Raw genomic sequence first — 12,761 nt, 5'->3', positions numbered from 1 at the left:
CAGATGTGTATAAGAGACAGGCCTACGTATGCGCAGGTGAGTCGGCAGGGCTCGCCGACCGCATGCACAGGATACATCGTGATGGAGGTGCCCGTAGTGGCGAAGCAAGCTACCGCCGATAAGCGTCAACGACGCGAACGCGGCTCCATCAATCCTGATGACATCATCAGTGGCGCATTCGAACTCGCGGAACAAGTGTCGATTGACAACTTGAGCATGCCGCTGCTGGGCAAACACCTGGGCGTCGGCGTCACCAGTATCTACTGGTACTTCCGCAAGAAGGACGACCTGCTCAACGCGATGACCGATCGGGCGTTGAGCAAGTATGTGTTCGCGACCCCCTACGTCGAAGCCAGTGACTGGCGGGAGACGTTGCGCAACCACGCGCGCTTGATGCGCAAGACGTTCATGGGCAACCCAATTCTGTGTGATTTGATCCTGATTCGCGCGGCGCTCAGCCCGAAAGCCGCGCGGCTGGGTGCCCAGGAGATGGAGAAGGCGATCGCCAATCTGGTCGAGGCCGGCCTGTCGCCGGAGGACGCCTTCGACACGTATTCGGCCGTTTCGGTGCACGTCCGCGGGTCGGTGGTGTTGCAGCGGTTGTACGAGAAGAACCAATCGACCGATGTCGGCCAGCGTGCCATCGAGGACGCCGTCGCCATCGATCCCGAGAACACTCCGCTGCTGGCTCAGATCAGCCGGATCGGTCACCGGATCGGCGCCCCCGACGAGACCAATTTCGAGTACGGCCTGGGCTGCATCCTCGACCACGCCAGCCGGCTGATCGAAGAGGGCAAGGGAGCGAAAGCCGGCAAGGCGACGCCGTCCCGCCAGCGCAAGGCCGCCAAGTCACCCGGGTCGCGGGGGCGCACCAAGGCCCCGGCGCGCTAGCCGCCGGCGAATCCGCTTATCACGCTTCGGGTTCCGGCACATCGAAGTGCTCATCTCGAAGCCGGAACGCCTCCTTGGTTCCGTGCTGTGCGCGGGTTTTGACGAAGTTGAACTCGCCCGGCCCGAATTGCAGATTGGTGCCGAAGGCGTGAAACAGATAGCTGGCGACTTCCTCACCCTGGTACGCCTGACTCTGTTCGACGAGCCGGAATGCCTCCTTGGCGATGACCACCCCGTCGGCGGGCATCTTCGCCGCCTTCTCTGCCCAGTACCGCGCCCGCGCCGGGACGGCGGCGGAATCGCATGTGTCGGTGAAGATTCCGAGATGCTCGAGCTCGCCGGCCTCGATCACGTCGCCGGTCAGCAGCAGGCGCCGGGCCAGCACCGGCCCCAGCCGGTAGAAGAACATGTGCAGGCTCCCCAGCGCGGGGCCGAGGAACCGGGTCGCCGGCATGCCGATCTTCGTGTCGCGCGCTATCACCGAGATGTCCGTCATCAGCGCCATCTCGAAGCCGCCGCCGAGCGCGTAGCCGGCGATCTCCCCCACGGTGACCTTGGGGAACCCCATGAAGTTGTGATAGAAGCCAAATGACTTGCGGTCCACCGTGAGGCGCCGACGCTGACTGGGGCGGCGCTTTGCCGACGAGTCATCGCTCGGTTGTTCCGGCTTGCCATACCAGCCATATGCGTTGTTCATGTCGGCCCCGGTGGAGAAGACGCCACCGGCGCCGCGCAACAACACCACCGTCAGGTCATCGTCTTCGGCCACCCGGTCCAGGCAGCGGGCCACCGCCTCGCGCATCGCGGCGTCGTAGGAGTTGCGCTGCGCCGGATTGTTCAGCGTGATCGTCGCGATCCGGCGATCGCGGTCGACTTCGAACAGCACGCGATCGTCCGAGGGGCTCGGGGCAGTCATCTATCGGACTCCTTTCGCCGCCTGCCGAATCGAAATCCGGTCAGCTTCTCCGGCCGTGATGCCAACGTGTTCACCTCGCCGGTGCAGAGCACTTCGTCGTCCAGCAGCAGCCGTGCCGTCGAGGCGATGCCGCGTTCGATGTGCGAGCGGGCGATGTCGAACCGCAGCTCGGTCAACACCGGCGTCGGCCGGTGGAATGTCACGACCAGCGAGCGCGTCTTGCCCGAAAGACCCGTGACGCAATTGTGGTGTTGGATGGCGCAATCGAAGAAGACACCCAGGAAGCCGCCGTGCACCAATCCCGGGGGACCCTCGTAGGCCAGCGGGAAATTCACTCGCCCGGCCGCCTTTTCGGCGTCGAGGTGGTCGAACCGATACTCCGGAAAACAGGGGTTGTAGGCGCCGATGTCGGTCGCATGGTTGAGGTAGACACGTCGGGGATCGTCGGGGACGTCACCTATGCGCGGCGCGTTGTCGGCCGGCGCCGCGGCGCTCAGCTCGCGCTCCCACTCGGCGAACTTCGTCACCATGGCATCCACCGTCGGGTGCGGGTGTTCGAGCGAAAGCAGCAGTGCGGTCAGGCGCCGCATGGCGCCGGCGGCGGCCACGGTCTGGGCAAGGGGCTGCTCGCCGAATCGGGCGTCGCCTGCGCGGGTCGATTCGGGCGCGACCTGCCCGTCGGTTCGCCCCTCCTGCAAGGCCATGCTTCTCTCTTTTCGCTCGGGTTCCGGCCCGGCTATTTCCGGCGGCAGCGTACCCTGCTAACTTATACAGCGTATCAATCGTATTGCCTACTGTATGGGTAACCGTATCGGCAGAAAGGCCGGATTCGACGGTGAGTCAGGAGGCCGAGGCGGCCGGTGCCGACGGCTCGGTGACAGTGCGCCGGGAGGATGCGGTGTTGCGGGTGACGCTCGATCGCCCGTCCCGGCGTAACTCGTTGACCCAGAACATGATCGAAGCCTTGGTGGGGGCACTGACCGATGCCGCCACCGACGATGCGCTGCGCGCCGTTCACATCCGGGGCGGTGAGGACTTCTGCGCCGGGGTGGACTGGGTCGCCGGCAACGACCGGCAACGCCCGCGCACCGGGGATCTGGTGCGGCGCATCCCCCACCAAGCTCACCGCGTCATCGAGCTCGTGACGAGCATCCAACTGCCGGTGCTTTGCAGCGTGCGAGGCTGGGCGGCGGGGTTCGGCTGCAATCTCGCGCTGGCCGCCGACTTCACCGTCGCCGCGGCCGACGCGGTGTTCTGGGAACCTTTCGTGGACCGCGGATTCAGCCCCGATTCGGGCGCCACCTGGCTGCTGCCCCGGCTGGTGGGCCTGGCGCGGGCCAGGCGCATGCTGCTGCTGGGCGAGCAGGTCAGCGGGGTGGACGCGGCCGATTGGGGATTGATTCACCAAGCGGTGAGCCCCGCCGAACTCGATGACACCGCCGAGAAGTTGCTGGAGCGGCTGGCCGCGGGGCCGACGACCGCGATCGGGCTGGCCAAGCAGGCGCTCGGGTTCGGTCAGCACGCGACCCTGACCCAATCCATGACCCAGGAACTGTTCAACCTCGAACTGTCCTGCCGGACAGCCGATTTCAAAGAGGGCCTGGCGGCCTTTCGGGAGCGGCGACCACCGAAGTTTCACGGCCGATGAGGGAGCAGGATGCCTACTGACTCGTTCGACACCATCAATTACGAGGTCGACGGGCATACCGCCACCATCACGCTGAACCGTCCGGATGCCCTCAACGCGCTCAGCCCGCACATGATCACCGAACTGCGGGCCGCCTACGACGAGGCCGAAAACGACGACAAGGTATGGGTACTCGTCGTCACCGGCACCGGTCGCGCCTTCTGCACCGGGGCCGACGTCAAGGCCATACCCGGCGACGGCAAGGTCATCTACGAGCGGCCGTACCTGTCGACGTACGAGCAATGGGAGGCCCCCCAGGAGGGCACACCGCCATTCCGCCAGATGGCCAAACCGGTGCTGACCGCCGTCAACGGGTTGTGCTGCGGTGCGGGCCTCGACTGGGTGACCACGTCGGACATCGTCATCGCGTCCGACCGCGCCACGTTCTTCGATCCCCACGTCAGCATCGGCCTGGTGGCCGGGCGCGAGCTGGTGCGACTGGCCCGGGTGCTCCCCCGTTCGGTCGCCTTGCGAATGGCGTTGCTGGGCAAGCACGAGCGGATGGGCGTCCAGCGGGCCTTCGAGTTGGGATTGATCAGCGAAATCGTCGAGCACGAACGGCTTCTCGAACGCGCCCACGAACTCGCCGGGATCGTCAATTCCAACGCGCCGCTGGCCGTGCGCGGGACCCGGCTGGCGATCCTCAAGGGCCTCGATCTGCCGCTGCACGAAGCCGAGATGCTCGCCGAAGCGTTCCGCGAGCGCGTACTGCGGACCGAGGACGCGCTCGAGGGCCCCAAAGCCTTCGTCGAGAAGCGGGCGCCGGATTGGCAGTGTCGATGACGTTCGAGACGATCCTGCTCGAAATCGACGCGGCCGACCGGGTGGCGACCATCACGCTGAACCGGCCCGACCAGTTGAACGCGTTCAACCGCACCATGTGTGAGGAGATGGCCCGCGCCTGGCGCGCGGTCAAGCTCGACGAGTCGGTGAACGCCGTGGTGCTGCGGGCGGCGGGTGACCGCGCGTTCAGCGCCGGGCTGGACATCAAAACACCGTACGGGCAGCCCGAAAACGTCTGGAACCACGAGGATCCCGGCGAGGCCCTCAGCCCGAAGTGGCAAAAGATGTGGAAGCCGGTCGTGTGCGCCGTCCAGGGCATCTGCACCGCGGGCGCCTTTTACTTCATCAACGAATCCGACATCGTCATCTGCTCGGAGGGCGCCACCTTTTTCGACTCGCACGTGTCGGCCGGCCTGGTCTGTGCGTTGGAGCCGATCGGCCTGATGCGGCGCATCGGCCTGGGCGAGACCTTGCGCATAGCACTGATGGGCAACGACGAACGGGTCAGCGCCGACACCGCGTTGCGAATCGGATTGGTATCGGAGGTGGTCGCCGCCGACCGGCTCTGGGACCGCGCGCACGAGATCGCCGCGACCATCGCCGCGAAGCCACCGACCGCGACTCAGGGCACGGTCAAGGCGATCTGGGAGTCGCTCGACAAGCCTTACCGCGCGGCCATGGAGCAGGGCCTGATCTATACCCGGCTGGGCAATCCGCTCGGTACAGCCGAACTCGCCGCCCAGCGGGGCGAGGCCGGTGCGGGCGAACCGAAGATCCGCTGATGGTGCGTCACCCCCTCAGTCAGCGCATCGCCGACGTTCTCGACCTGCAGCCGGACGCGCACGCGATTGAGTTTGCGGGCCAATGGCACTCGTGGCGGCAGGTGGGCGATGCGGCGCGGTGCATCGCGTCGCAGGCCGGCCCGGGCCCGGGGGTCGGGATGCTGCTGCGCAACCGGCCCGGCCACGTGGCGGCCTTCCTCGGGGTGCTCCTGGGCGGCGGAACGGTCGTCACCATCAACCCCTCGCGCGGGGACGAGCGCACGCGCGCCGACATCGCCCCGCTGGAGTTGCCGTTGATCATCGGCGAGGCCGGCGACTTGGCCGCGCAGGTCCCGCCGGGTATCCGGACGCTGGCGATCCCGGCTTGCCTGGAGGGTGGGCCCGTGCGCCATGGCGGGGGTCCCATCGCCCGGGCCGACGTCGCGGTCCGGATGCTGACCAGCGGTACGACGGGCCCGCCCAAACGCATCGACATCGGCTACGACATGCTGGCCCGCAGCGTGATGGGCGCCGACCCCGGCAGCGCCCCGGCGCCCAAAGAGCTACGGCGGGGTGTGGCGATCGTCCACTCACCGCTGGTGCACATCGGCGGCGTGTTCCGCGTGCTGCAGTGCGTCGCCGAGGCCAGGCCCTTTGTGCTGCTGGAACGATTCGAGCTGCACGCGTGGGCCGACGCGGTGCGCAGGCACCGGCCGCGGACCGTATCGCTGGTACCCGCGGCGCTGCGAACGGTGCTGCACTCCGACGTGCCGAGGGCCGATCTCGCGAGCATCCGGGCCGTCACCTGCGGCACGGCCCCGCTGACGGCCGACGACGCGGATGCCTTCACCGACAAGTACGGCATCCCGGTCCTGACCTCCTATGCCGCAACGGAATTCGGTGGCGGCGTGGCGGGTTGGACCCTGCCCGATTACCAACGGCATTGGACCGCCAAACGGGGTAGCGTCGGCCGTGCAAACCCCGGGTCGCAGCTCAGAGTCGTCGGGGACGACGGCACGCCGCTCGGCGCCGACCAGGTCGGCCTGCTCGAAGTCAAGCCGGGCCAGCTTGGCCCGTCGGCGCCGTGGATGCGAACCACGGACATGGCCCGCATCGACGCGGACGGCTTCGTCTGGATCGTCGGCCGGGCCGATCAGGCGATCATCCGCGGGGGGTTCAAGGTGATGCCCGACGACGTGCGCACCGCCCTGGAGAGCCACCCCGCGGTCGCCGGCGCGGCGGTGATCGGCCGCCCCGATCAGCGCCTGGGCGCGACGCCGGTCGCCATGGTGGAATTGCGCGAACCCACGTCCGTCGAACCCGAAGCGCTGGCGCAATATCTCCGAAACAAGTTGGCGCGCTACGAGGTTCCCACCGAGATCGCGATCGTCGACGCCATCCCGCGGACCCCGTCGGGCAAACCCGATCTGGGCGCGGTCCAGCGCTTCTTCAGCGCGCCCGCCGCCCACACCGACCATGCGCGGTGACGCCCCGACCGTCGCCGAGGTCCTGGCATACCAGGCCCGCTCGCGCGGAGACCGCCCACTGCTCGTCTGCGACGGCGACCGGATCGGTTACCGGGAAGCCGAGGAGCGGTCGGCGGAGCTGGCCCGCGGACTGATCGCGGCCGGCGCGGGCAAGGGCACCCATGTGGGCCTGCTCTATCCCAATGGCGTGGGCTTCGTCGTCGCGATGCTGGCGGCGGCGCGGATCGGAGCCGTGGTGGTCCCGTTCTCGACGTTCGTCACCGCACGCGAGTTGCACGAGCAGCTGCTCGACAGCGACGCCGAAATCCTGTTAGCGGCGGCGTCTTTCCGCCGCCACGACTATGCGCAACGACTCGAAGAGCTGCTTTCGGATCCAGAGTTCGAGTCCGACCTGCCCTTGTTCTGCGTGGCCGCACCGCAACTGCGGCAGGTGGGCATCGACCACCGACCCGACGCGGTGCGTCGCGTCCGCGACATCGACCGGTTCTATCGTCTGGCCGGCACTGTGAGCCCCGAGTTGCTGGCGGCGACGCAAGACGATGTCCACGGCTGCGATCCGCTGGCCATCGTGTACACCTCGGGCTCCACCAGCGCCCCCAAGGGGGTGGTGCACACGCACGCCGCGCTGCTTGCGCATCAGCGGAACCTCAACGAGATCCGCGGATTGACCGCCGACGACAAGCTGTTCTGCAATTCGCCGTTCTTCTGGATCGGCGGATTCGCGTTCGGGCTGCTCGCGACGTTGGTCGCCGGGTCGACGCTGGTGTGCTCGAATGCCGACGATCCCGGCGCGACGCTCGACCTGCTGGAGGCCGAAAGACCCACCCTGACCAATGGTTTCAGCGCCACGATCGCTCACCTGGCCGATCATCCGAGTTTCGGCCGTCGTGACCTGTCATCACGGCGGGGCAACCTGTACCCGATCATGGCGCCCGACGTTCGACCGGCGGATCCGGAACTGCGGCACAACATGCTCGGGATGACCGAAGCCGGCAGCGTCGTGCTGATCAGCGACGACGACACCGATCAACCCGAGCGCAGGCGCGGGTCGTTCGGCAAGCCGGCGCCCGGCTTCGAGACCATGATCCTGGACCCGGATCCCTCGGGAGTCGGTGAACTGTGCATCCGCGGACCGTACGTGATGCAGCGGTACTACCGGCGCAGTCGCGAGGAGTGCTTCGACGCCGACGGCTGGTTCCACACCGGCGATTTGGTGCGGTGCGACGCCGAGGGATTCTTCTACTACGTCGGCCGCCTCAGCACGATGATCAAGACCGCGGGCGCCAACGTCTCGGCGGAAGAGGTCGAACGGGCCATCACCAAGGTCACCGGCGGGCTGGCCGCGCACGTCACCGGCGTGCCCGACGCCCAACGGGGAGAATTGGTCGCGGCGGTCGTGGTGGTGCCCGACGGCGCCACGTTCGACGGTGCCGCCCTGCGCGACCGGCTCAAGACGGAACTGTCGGCATACAAGATTCCCCGGCGGTTGCTCGCCGTGTCGCGCTCGCAGCTGCCGCTGCTCTCCAGCGGCAAGGTCGACCGGGCACAGTTGAGGAAGCTCCTCGATGCCTGATAAAACAACCATCGACGAGCTGGTGCGTTCTCGCGCCGAGCTTTACGGCGACAAGCCGATGGTGATCGACCCGGGGTCGCGCATCAGCTACCGCCAACTCGAGGCGACCACAAGGCATCTCGCCGCGGTCTTCGTCGAGACCGGCGTCGGCAAGGGCACCCGGGTCGGGCTGATCATGCCCAACGGCACCCGCTGGGTCGAGGTGGCACTCGCGGTGACCCGGATCGGGGGCGTGCTGGTCCCGCTGAGCACCCTGCTGACGGCGACCGAACTGACCGCGCAGCTGCGTGCCGCGGCGGTGCAAATCCTGATCAGCGTCGAGGAATTCCGCGGTCATCGTTACCTCGACGACCTCCCACCGCGCAGCCGGCTGCCGGCCCTGCGCGGGGTCTGGACGGCCGCCCGGCTCGCCGGCACCACCGCCGGCGATCGGGCCCGTGGACTCGTGGACGCCATGACGCAGACGGTCGCGCCCGCCGACCTGCTGGTCATCACGTTCACCTCCGGCAGCAGCGGGGCGCCCAAGGGGGTCATGCATTCGCACGGCAGCGCGCTGGGCGCCGTGAACTCGGGCCTGGCCACGCGCTGCATCACCGCCGACACCCGGCTGTATCTGCCGATGCCCTTCTTCTGGGTCGGCGGATTCGGCAGCGGAGTGCTGTCGACGCTGCTGGCCGGCGCCACCCTGGTGACCGAGGAGATACCGCGGCCGGAGACCACGCTGCGGCTGCTGGAGGCCGAGCGGGTGACGCTGTTTCGCGGCTGGCCCGATCAGGCCGAGACCCTGGCGCGGCACGCCGCCGCGGTCGGCGCCGACCTGTCGGCCCTGGGCGCGGGCAGCCTGCAGGCCCTGCTGCCGCCCGAGCGGCGTGCCCAACCCGGCGCCCGGGCCGCGCTGTTCGGCATGACCGAGGCGTTCGGCCCATACTGCGGCTACCCCGCCGACACCGACCTGCCACCGGCGGCGTGGGGCAGTTGCGGAAAGCCGTTCGGCGGCATGGAGGTTCGCATCGTCGACGCCGACACCGGCGAGCCCGCCGCGGCCGGCACCGTCGGCGTGATCCAGATTCGGGGCCCGCACACGCTGCGCGGCATCTGCGGTCGCAGCCGAGAGGAGTTGTTCACCGCCGACGGGTTTTACGCCACCGGCGACCTGGGCCGGCTCGACGAGCAGGGGTTCCTGTTCTACCACGGACGCTGCGACGACATGTTCAAGGTCAGCGGCGCCACCGTATATCCCGGCGAGGTAGAACGCGCGCTGCGCACCATCGACGGCGTCCGCGGCGCCGTTGTCACCAACGTCCCCGGGCCGGCGGGCCAACGGGTGGGCGCGGCCGTGTTGTGCGACGGCGCGGTGTCCACCGATGAGCTGAGCCGGAGCGCGCGAAAGCTGCTGAGCGCCTTCAAGGTACCGACGGTGTGGTTGCTGTTGGGGTCGGACGACGACGTCCCGCGCGGCGGGACCGGTAAGGTCGACACCGGCCGGCTGCGCGAGATGCTGGCGTCGGCGGGGTGACCGTTGGCGACCGTCAGTGCCGGACGCCGGAGACCGGCGACCGCGGAAGCCGACCGGCGCGCGAATGTCCACTCATGGACTCCCCGTCGACCACGACGTCGAAGTCCAGATTGAGCCGCATGGGCTTGGTCACCGATTGCCGCCAGGTCAGCCGGGTACCTCCCGCGACCGCACTGGACATCAAGTCCCGCAACGGAACTGATTCGTTCTTGTAGGTAGCCGTACCCACCAGCCCGTCACCCAGTTCGGTGAACACGTACCGCACCGCGAGCGTGCCGATCGGCGTCTTGATCGTCACGTCCCACTCACCCTCGATGCCCAACCTATGCCTCCATCGGTTCTCGTCCCGCCGGACGCCAGACGGTGCCCCGACGCTCGTACTCGAACAGCTTCTCGACGGCGTGCGCGACCCGTGGCCCGTACCACCGATCCAGCAGGTACAGCGCCAGATCGAGCCCCGAGGTCACCCCGCCGGCGGTGACCACGTCCCCGTCGTCAACGACCCGGGCGGCCACCGCATGCACGCCGGCCGCCTCTAACAGCTCCAGCCCCAAGTGATGGGTCACCGCGTGGCGCCCCTCGATCAGGCCCGACATGGCCATCACCACCGATCCGCCACAAACCCCGGCCACCGTGATCTCCGGATTGTCAAAGGCCTTCCGCAACAACGGGGCCAGCTCCGTCTGCGCCGCCCGGGCCAACAGCACCGGGATGGTCTCGACGCCATCGTCCGGGTCGCCGGCTATCGGACCGCTGGCGCCCGGAACCATCACGCAGCCGGGCACGGACGGATCGAGCGCGGCACCGGCGCTGAGCGCCAAACCACGTGTGCCACTGGTGACGCTGCGCGGCCCCTCCGCCGACACCAACGTCACCGTCAGGTCGCCGCCCACGCAGTCGCTGCCCGCCGCCAGCACTTCGAACGGGGCGATCACGTCGAGCGGGTCAAATCCGTCGTACAACACGACTTGCGCATGCATCCCGTCATGGTCACCGCCTTGCGCCGGCCGCACCAGTGGCTGGATTGCCACTATGCACCGGTATATTGCCAAGCCATGCATTCCGTCGCGATTCTGGCCGAGCCGGACGTCATCGCGTTCGACCTCGCCATTGCGATCGAGGTTTTCGGGCGGGTCGCCCTCGCGACCGGTGCGCCCGGCTATCGCGTGCGCGTGTGCGGCTGCGAGCCCGTCGTGCCGGCCGGACCGATCCGGGTCGCCACCGATCACGGCCTGGAAGAACTCGACGGTGCGGACACCATCGTGGTGCCCGGACGCAACGACGTCACGGTGGGGGTGCGCGAGGACGTCGTGGCGGCGCTGAAGTCGGCGCACCGCAAGGGAATCCGCATCGCCTCCATCTGCAGCGGCACCTTCACCGTCGCCGCGGCGGGCATCCTGGACGACAAACGCGCGACCACCCACTGGGCCGCCGCCGACTCGTTCTCGGCCCGCTATCCCAACGTCAGGCTCGATGCCGCCGCGTTGTACGTGGACGAGGGCCAGGTACTCACCTCGGCCGGGGCTTCCGCGGGTCTCGACTTGTGCCTCTACATGGTCGCGCGCGATTACGGCTCCGCGGTGGCCGCCGACGCCGCCCGGTTAGCGGTCACGCCCCTGCACCGCACCGGTGATCAAGCCCAATTCGTCATCCGCAATCGCGGAAAGTCGCTCACCGAACTCGACGGCTTGCTGGTCTGGCTGGAAAGCAACGCGCACCTCCCGTTGACCCTCGGTGAAATCGCCCGTCAGGCCGCCACCAGCGAACGAACCCTGAATCGGCGGTTCAAGAGCGAGACGGGCCAAACACCGATGCAGTGGCTGAACGGCATTCGGATCCGGCACGCGGAGGAGTTGCTGGAGACGAGCTCCGCCGGTGTCGAAACCATCTCGCGGCTGGTCGGATTCGCGTCAGCCACGAATTTTCGCGAGCAGTTCCGCCGACTGGTTGGAGTGGCGCCGCAGAGCTACCGCAACGCTTTTCGCGACCAGCACTCCTGACCGGCGCCGACCAGCCCTAGGGCACCCGGGTCCACGGCTGGCAGTTCTGGGACTCGAAGGCCTTGACCGAGGTGTTGATGTTCGCGTACATCGGACCGATCGACGTATTCGTCTGCAGCACATGGTCCTTGTTCGCGTCGGGCGTGCTGTAGGTGAACCAGGAGCACATCGAACCCTGGGTCGGCACGTCGTTGATCCAAACACCGAAGGCCGACCCGGAACCGCCGGTGTGGTAGAGGCCCGGCGCGATGTCCGGGCCCACGATGAAGACACCGTTGCCGGGGATCGGGTCGAGCGGGTCGGCCAGCGCCGGCGGTGCCAGGGCGACGGCCGTCACCACCGAAACGAACAGGGCCGATGCGGTAACCGTTCGGGGCACTTTTCCTCGCTTTATGTTGTTGCCCCCTGTCACGCAGCCTATGCCGAGGCGCGCGGGGTAACAACCATCAGCCACCGTCGACGACCACGCCTCGCGCGGTGAGGTGATCGATCAACGGCACGGCGCCCGCGGCGAGATGTTGCGACATGGCCGCGCGCGCGAGCCCCTCGTCGCGCTTCTTCAGCGCCGACAGGATGCGGCGGTGATCCCGCATCGACTGCTCCGGCCAGCCCTCGATGGCCGGGAACACCGATTCCGGTGCGTAGCGGGTGATTTGCAGCATCAGCTGGGCGAGTTTCGGCGAGTCCGCGGCAACGTTGATGGCGCGGTGGAATTGGTGGTTCAGGCGCACCGTCCGCTCCTCGTCGTCACCCGCGTACGCGTCTTCGAGTTCCGCCTGGATCTGCTTGAGCTCGCGCAGTTGGTCGTCGGTGATGTTGATCGCGGCCCGCGCCGCGAGTTCGCCACCGACATGGGCCTGCACGTTGGCGACATCGGTGACGTCGCGGCCGGTCACCGGCAACACCATGAAACCCCGCCGGGGTTGCTGGGCGATCAGACCTTCCGCGCGCAGGGCGAACAGCGCTTCCCGCACCGGCGTGACGCTGATTCCCAACTCGGCGGCCAACTGGTCCAGCCGGACGTAGGACCCCGCGAGGTAGGTGCCGTCGAAGATCCGACGGCGGATGAGGCGCGCGACGTCATCGGAAAGTTGCGGTCGCGCGGCGAAATCCGGAACCTGTCTCTTATACACATCTGACGCTGCCG

Annotated in this window: 14 protein-coding genes; 8 read left to right on the top strand and 6 right to left on the bottom strand. The window is 68.0% G+C overall.

Features of this window, described 5'->3' with window-relative positions:
- Positions 1-81: 81 nt before the first annotated feature.
- Positions 82-891, top strand: a complete 810-nt coding sequence (locus WU80_RS21780; RefSeq protein ID WP_055405196.1) for a TetR/AcrR family transcriptional regulator — start codon at positions 82-84, stop codon at positions 889-891.
- A 19-nt stretch (positions 892-910) separates the two neighbouring features.
- Here the strand turns inward: WU80_RS21780 and WU80_RS21775 are convergent, their stop codons facing one another.
- Both WU80_RS21775 and WU80_RS21770 read right to left on the bottom strand, forming a co-directional pair.
- On the bottom strand, positions 911-1,807 hold the full coding sequence (locus WU80_RS21775; RefSeq protein WP_055405197.1) for an enoyl-CoA hydratase/isomerase family protein: 897 nt from the start codon (positions 1,805-1,807) through the stop codon (positions 911-913).
- Positions 1,804-2,511 (bottom strand): hypothetical protein, encoded by a 708-nt coding sequence (locus WU80_RS21770; RefSeq protein ID WP_055405198.1) that lies wholly within the window; start codon positions 2,509-2,511, stop codon positions 1,804-1,806. The genes WU80_RS21775 and WU80_RS21770 overlap by 4 nt, the downstream gene beginning before the upstream one ends.
- A 131-nt stretch (positions 2,512-2,642) precedes the next feature.
- On the opposite strand from WU80_RS21770, the gene WU80_RS21765 reads away from it, so the two are divergent.
- The 6 genes from WU80_RS21765 to WU80_RS21740 are packed head-to-tail and all read left to right on the top strand — an operon-like array spanning position 2,643 to position 9,614.
- Positions 2,643-3,455 carry an enoyl-CoA hydratase/isomerase family protein gene (locus WU80_RS21765; protein WP_055405199.1) on the top strand — a complete coding sequence of 271 codons (813 nt, stop codon included), beginning with the start codon at positions 2,643-2,645 and terminating at the stop codon, positions 3,453-3,455.
- A gap of 9 nt (positions 3,456-3,464) precedes the next feature.
- Positions 3,465-4,277 (top strand): enoyl-CoA hydratase/isomerase family protein, encoded by an 813-nt coding sequence (locus tag WU80_RS21760; RefSeq protein ID WP_055405200.1) that lies wholly within the window; start codon positions 3,465-3,467, stop codon positions 4,275-4,277.
- On the top strand, positions 4,274-5,059 hold the full coding sequence (locus WU80_RS21755; RefSeq protein WP_055405201.1) for an enoyl-CoA hydratase/isomerase family protein: 786 nt from the start codon (positions 4,274-4,276) through the stop codon (positions 5,057-5,059). The genes WU80_RS21760 and WU80_RS21755 overlap by 4 nt, the downstream gene beginning before the upstream one ends.
- Complete coding sequence (locus WU80_RS21750) at positions 5,059-6,525, top strand: class I adenylate-forming enzyme family protein (RefSeq protein WP_055405202.1); 1,467 nt, start codon at positions 5,059-5,061, stop codon at positions 6,523-6,525. Before WU80_RS21755 ends, WU80_RS21750 begins: the two co-directional genes overlap by 1 nt.
- Positions 6,515-8,098: a class I adenylate-forming enzyme family protein gene (locus WU80_RS21745; protein WP_055405203.1), complete on the top strand. Its 1,584-nt coding sequence runs from the start codon at positions 6,515-6,517 to the stop codon at positions 8,096-8,098. The genes WU80_RS21750 and WU80_RS21745 overlap by 11 nt, the downstream gene beginning before the upstream one ends.
- On the top strand, positions 8,091-9,614 hold the full coding sequence (locus WU80_RS21740) for a class I adenylate-forming enzyme family protein (protein ID WP_055405204.1): 1,524 nt from the start codon (positions 8,091-8,093) through the stop codon (positions 9,612-9,614). The genes WU80_RS21745 and WU80_RS21740 overlap by 8 nt, the downstream gene beginning before the upstream one ends.
- A 13-nt stretch (positions 9,615-9,627) precedes the next feature.
- Here the strand turns inward: WU80_RS21740 and WU80_RS21735 are convergent, their stop codons facing one another.
- Positions 9,628-9,936, bottom strand: a complete 309-nt coding sequence (locus WU80_RS21735; protein ID WP_055405205.1) for a hypothetical protein — start codon at positions 9,934-9,936, stop codon at positions 9,628-9,630.
- A 1-nt stretch (position 9,937) separates the two neighbouring features.
- Positions 9,938-10,594 carry a DJ-1/PfpI family protein gene (locus tag WU80_RS21730; RefSeq protein WP_055405206.1) on the bottom strand — a complete coding sequence of 219 codons (657 nt, stop codon included), beginning with the start codon at positions 10,592-10,594 and terminating at the stop codon, positions 9,938-9,940.
- A 75-nt stretch (positions 10,595-10,669) separates the two neighbouring features.
- Here WU80_RS21730 and WU80_RS21725 point away from each other — a divergent pair, with 75 nt between their 5' ends.
- Positions 10,670-11,614 (top strand): GlxA family transcriptional regulator, encoded by a 945-nt coding sequence (locus tag WU80_RS21725; RefSeq protein WP_055405209.1) that lies wholly within the window; start codon positions 10,670-10,672, stop codon positions 11,612-11,614.
- Between the two features lie 16 nt (positions 11,615-11,630).
- Here the strand turns inward: WU80_RS21725 and WU80_RS21720 are convergent, their stop codons facing one another.
- Both WU80_RS21720 and WU80_RS21715 read right to left on the bottom strand, forming a co-directional pair.
- The gene (locus WU80_RS21720; protein WP_055405207.1) at positions 11,631-11,993 is read right to left on the bottom strand and encodes a hypothetical protein; all 363 of its coding nucleotides are present in this window, start codon (positions 11,991-11,993) and stop codon (positions 11,631-11,633) included.
- A 67-nt stretch (positions 11,994-12,060) separates the two neighbouring features.
- On the bottom strand, positions 12,061-12,747 hold the full coding sequence (locus WU80_RS21715; RefSeq protein ID WP_055405841.1) for a GntR family transcriptional regulator: 687 nt from the start codon (positions 12,745-12,747) through the stop codon (positions 12,061-12,063).
- Between the last annotated feature and the right edge of the window lie 14 nt (positions 12,748-12,761).

The sequence above is a fragment of the Mycobacterium sp. UM_11 genome (genome assembly GCF_001414075.1).
Classification (GTDB): domain Bacteria; phylum Actinomycetota; class Actinomycetes; order Mycobacteriales; family Mycobacteriaceae; genus Mycobacterium.
Note: the sequence above shows the minus strand (reverse complement) of the source record. Positions and strands in the feature narration are given on the sequence as shown.

Coding starts and splice junctions, on each gene's coding strand:
- WU80_RS21775 (WP_055405197.1), bottom strand. CDS start 1,807: ATGACTGCCCCGAGCCCCTCGGACGATCGCGTGCTGTTCGAAGTCGAC.
- WU80_RS21780 (WP_055405196.1), top strand. CDS start 82: ATGGAGGTGCCCGTAGTGGCGAAGCAAGCTACCGCCGATAAGCGTCAA.
- WU80_RS21725 (WP_055405209.1), top strand. CDS start 10,670: ATGCATTCCGTCGCGATTCTGGCCGAGCCGGACGTCATCGCGTTCGAC.
- WU80_RS21730 (WP_055405206.1), bottom strand. CDS start 10,594: ATGCATGCGCAAGTCGTGTTGTACGACGGATTTGACCCGCTCGACGTG.
- WU80_RS21755 (WP_055405201.1), top strand. CDS start 4,274: ATGACGTTCGAGACGATCCTGCTCGAAATCGACGCGGCCGACCGGGTG.
- WU80_RS21750 (WP_055405202.1), top strand. CDS start 5,059: ATGGTGCGTCACCCCCTCAGTCAGCGCATCGCCGACGTTCTCGACCTG.
- WU80_RS21760 (WP_055405200.1), top strand. CDS start 3,465: ATGCCTACTGACTCGTTCGACACCATCAATTACGAGGTCGACGGGCAT.
- WU80_RS21745 (WP_055405203.1), top strand. CDS start 6,515: ATGCGCGGTGACGCCCCGACCGTCGCCGAGGTCCTGGCATACCAGGCC.
- WU80_RS21740 (WP_055405204.1), top strand. CDS start 8,091: ATGCCTGATAAAACAACCATCGACGAGCTGGTGCGTTCTCGCGCCGAG.
- WU80_RS21770 (WP_055405198.1), bottom strand. CDS start 2,511: ATGGCCTTGCAGGAGGGGCGAACCGACGGGCAGGTCGCGCCCGAATCG.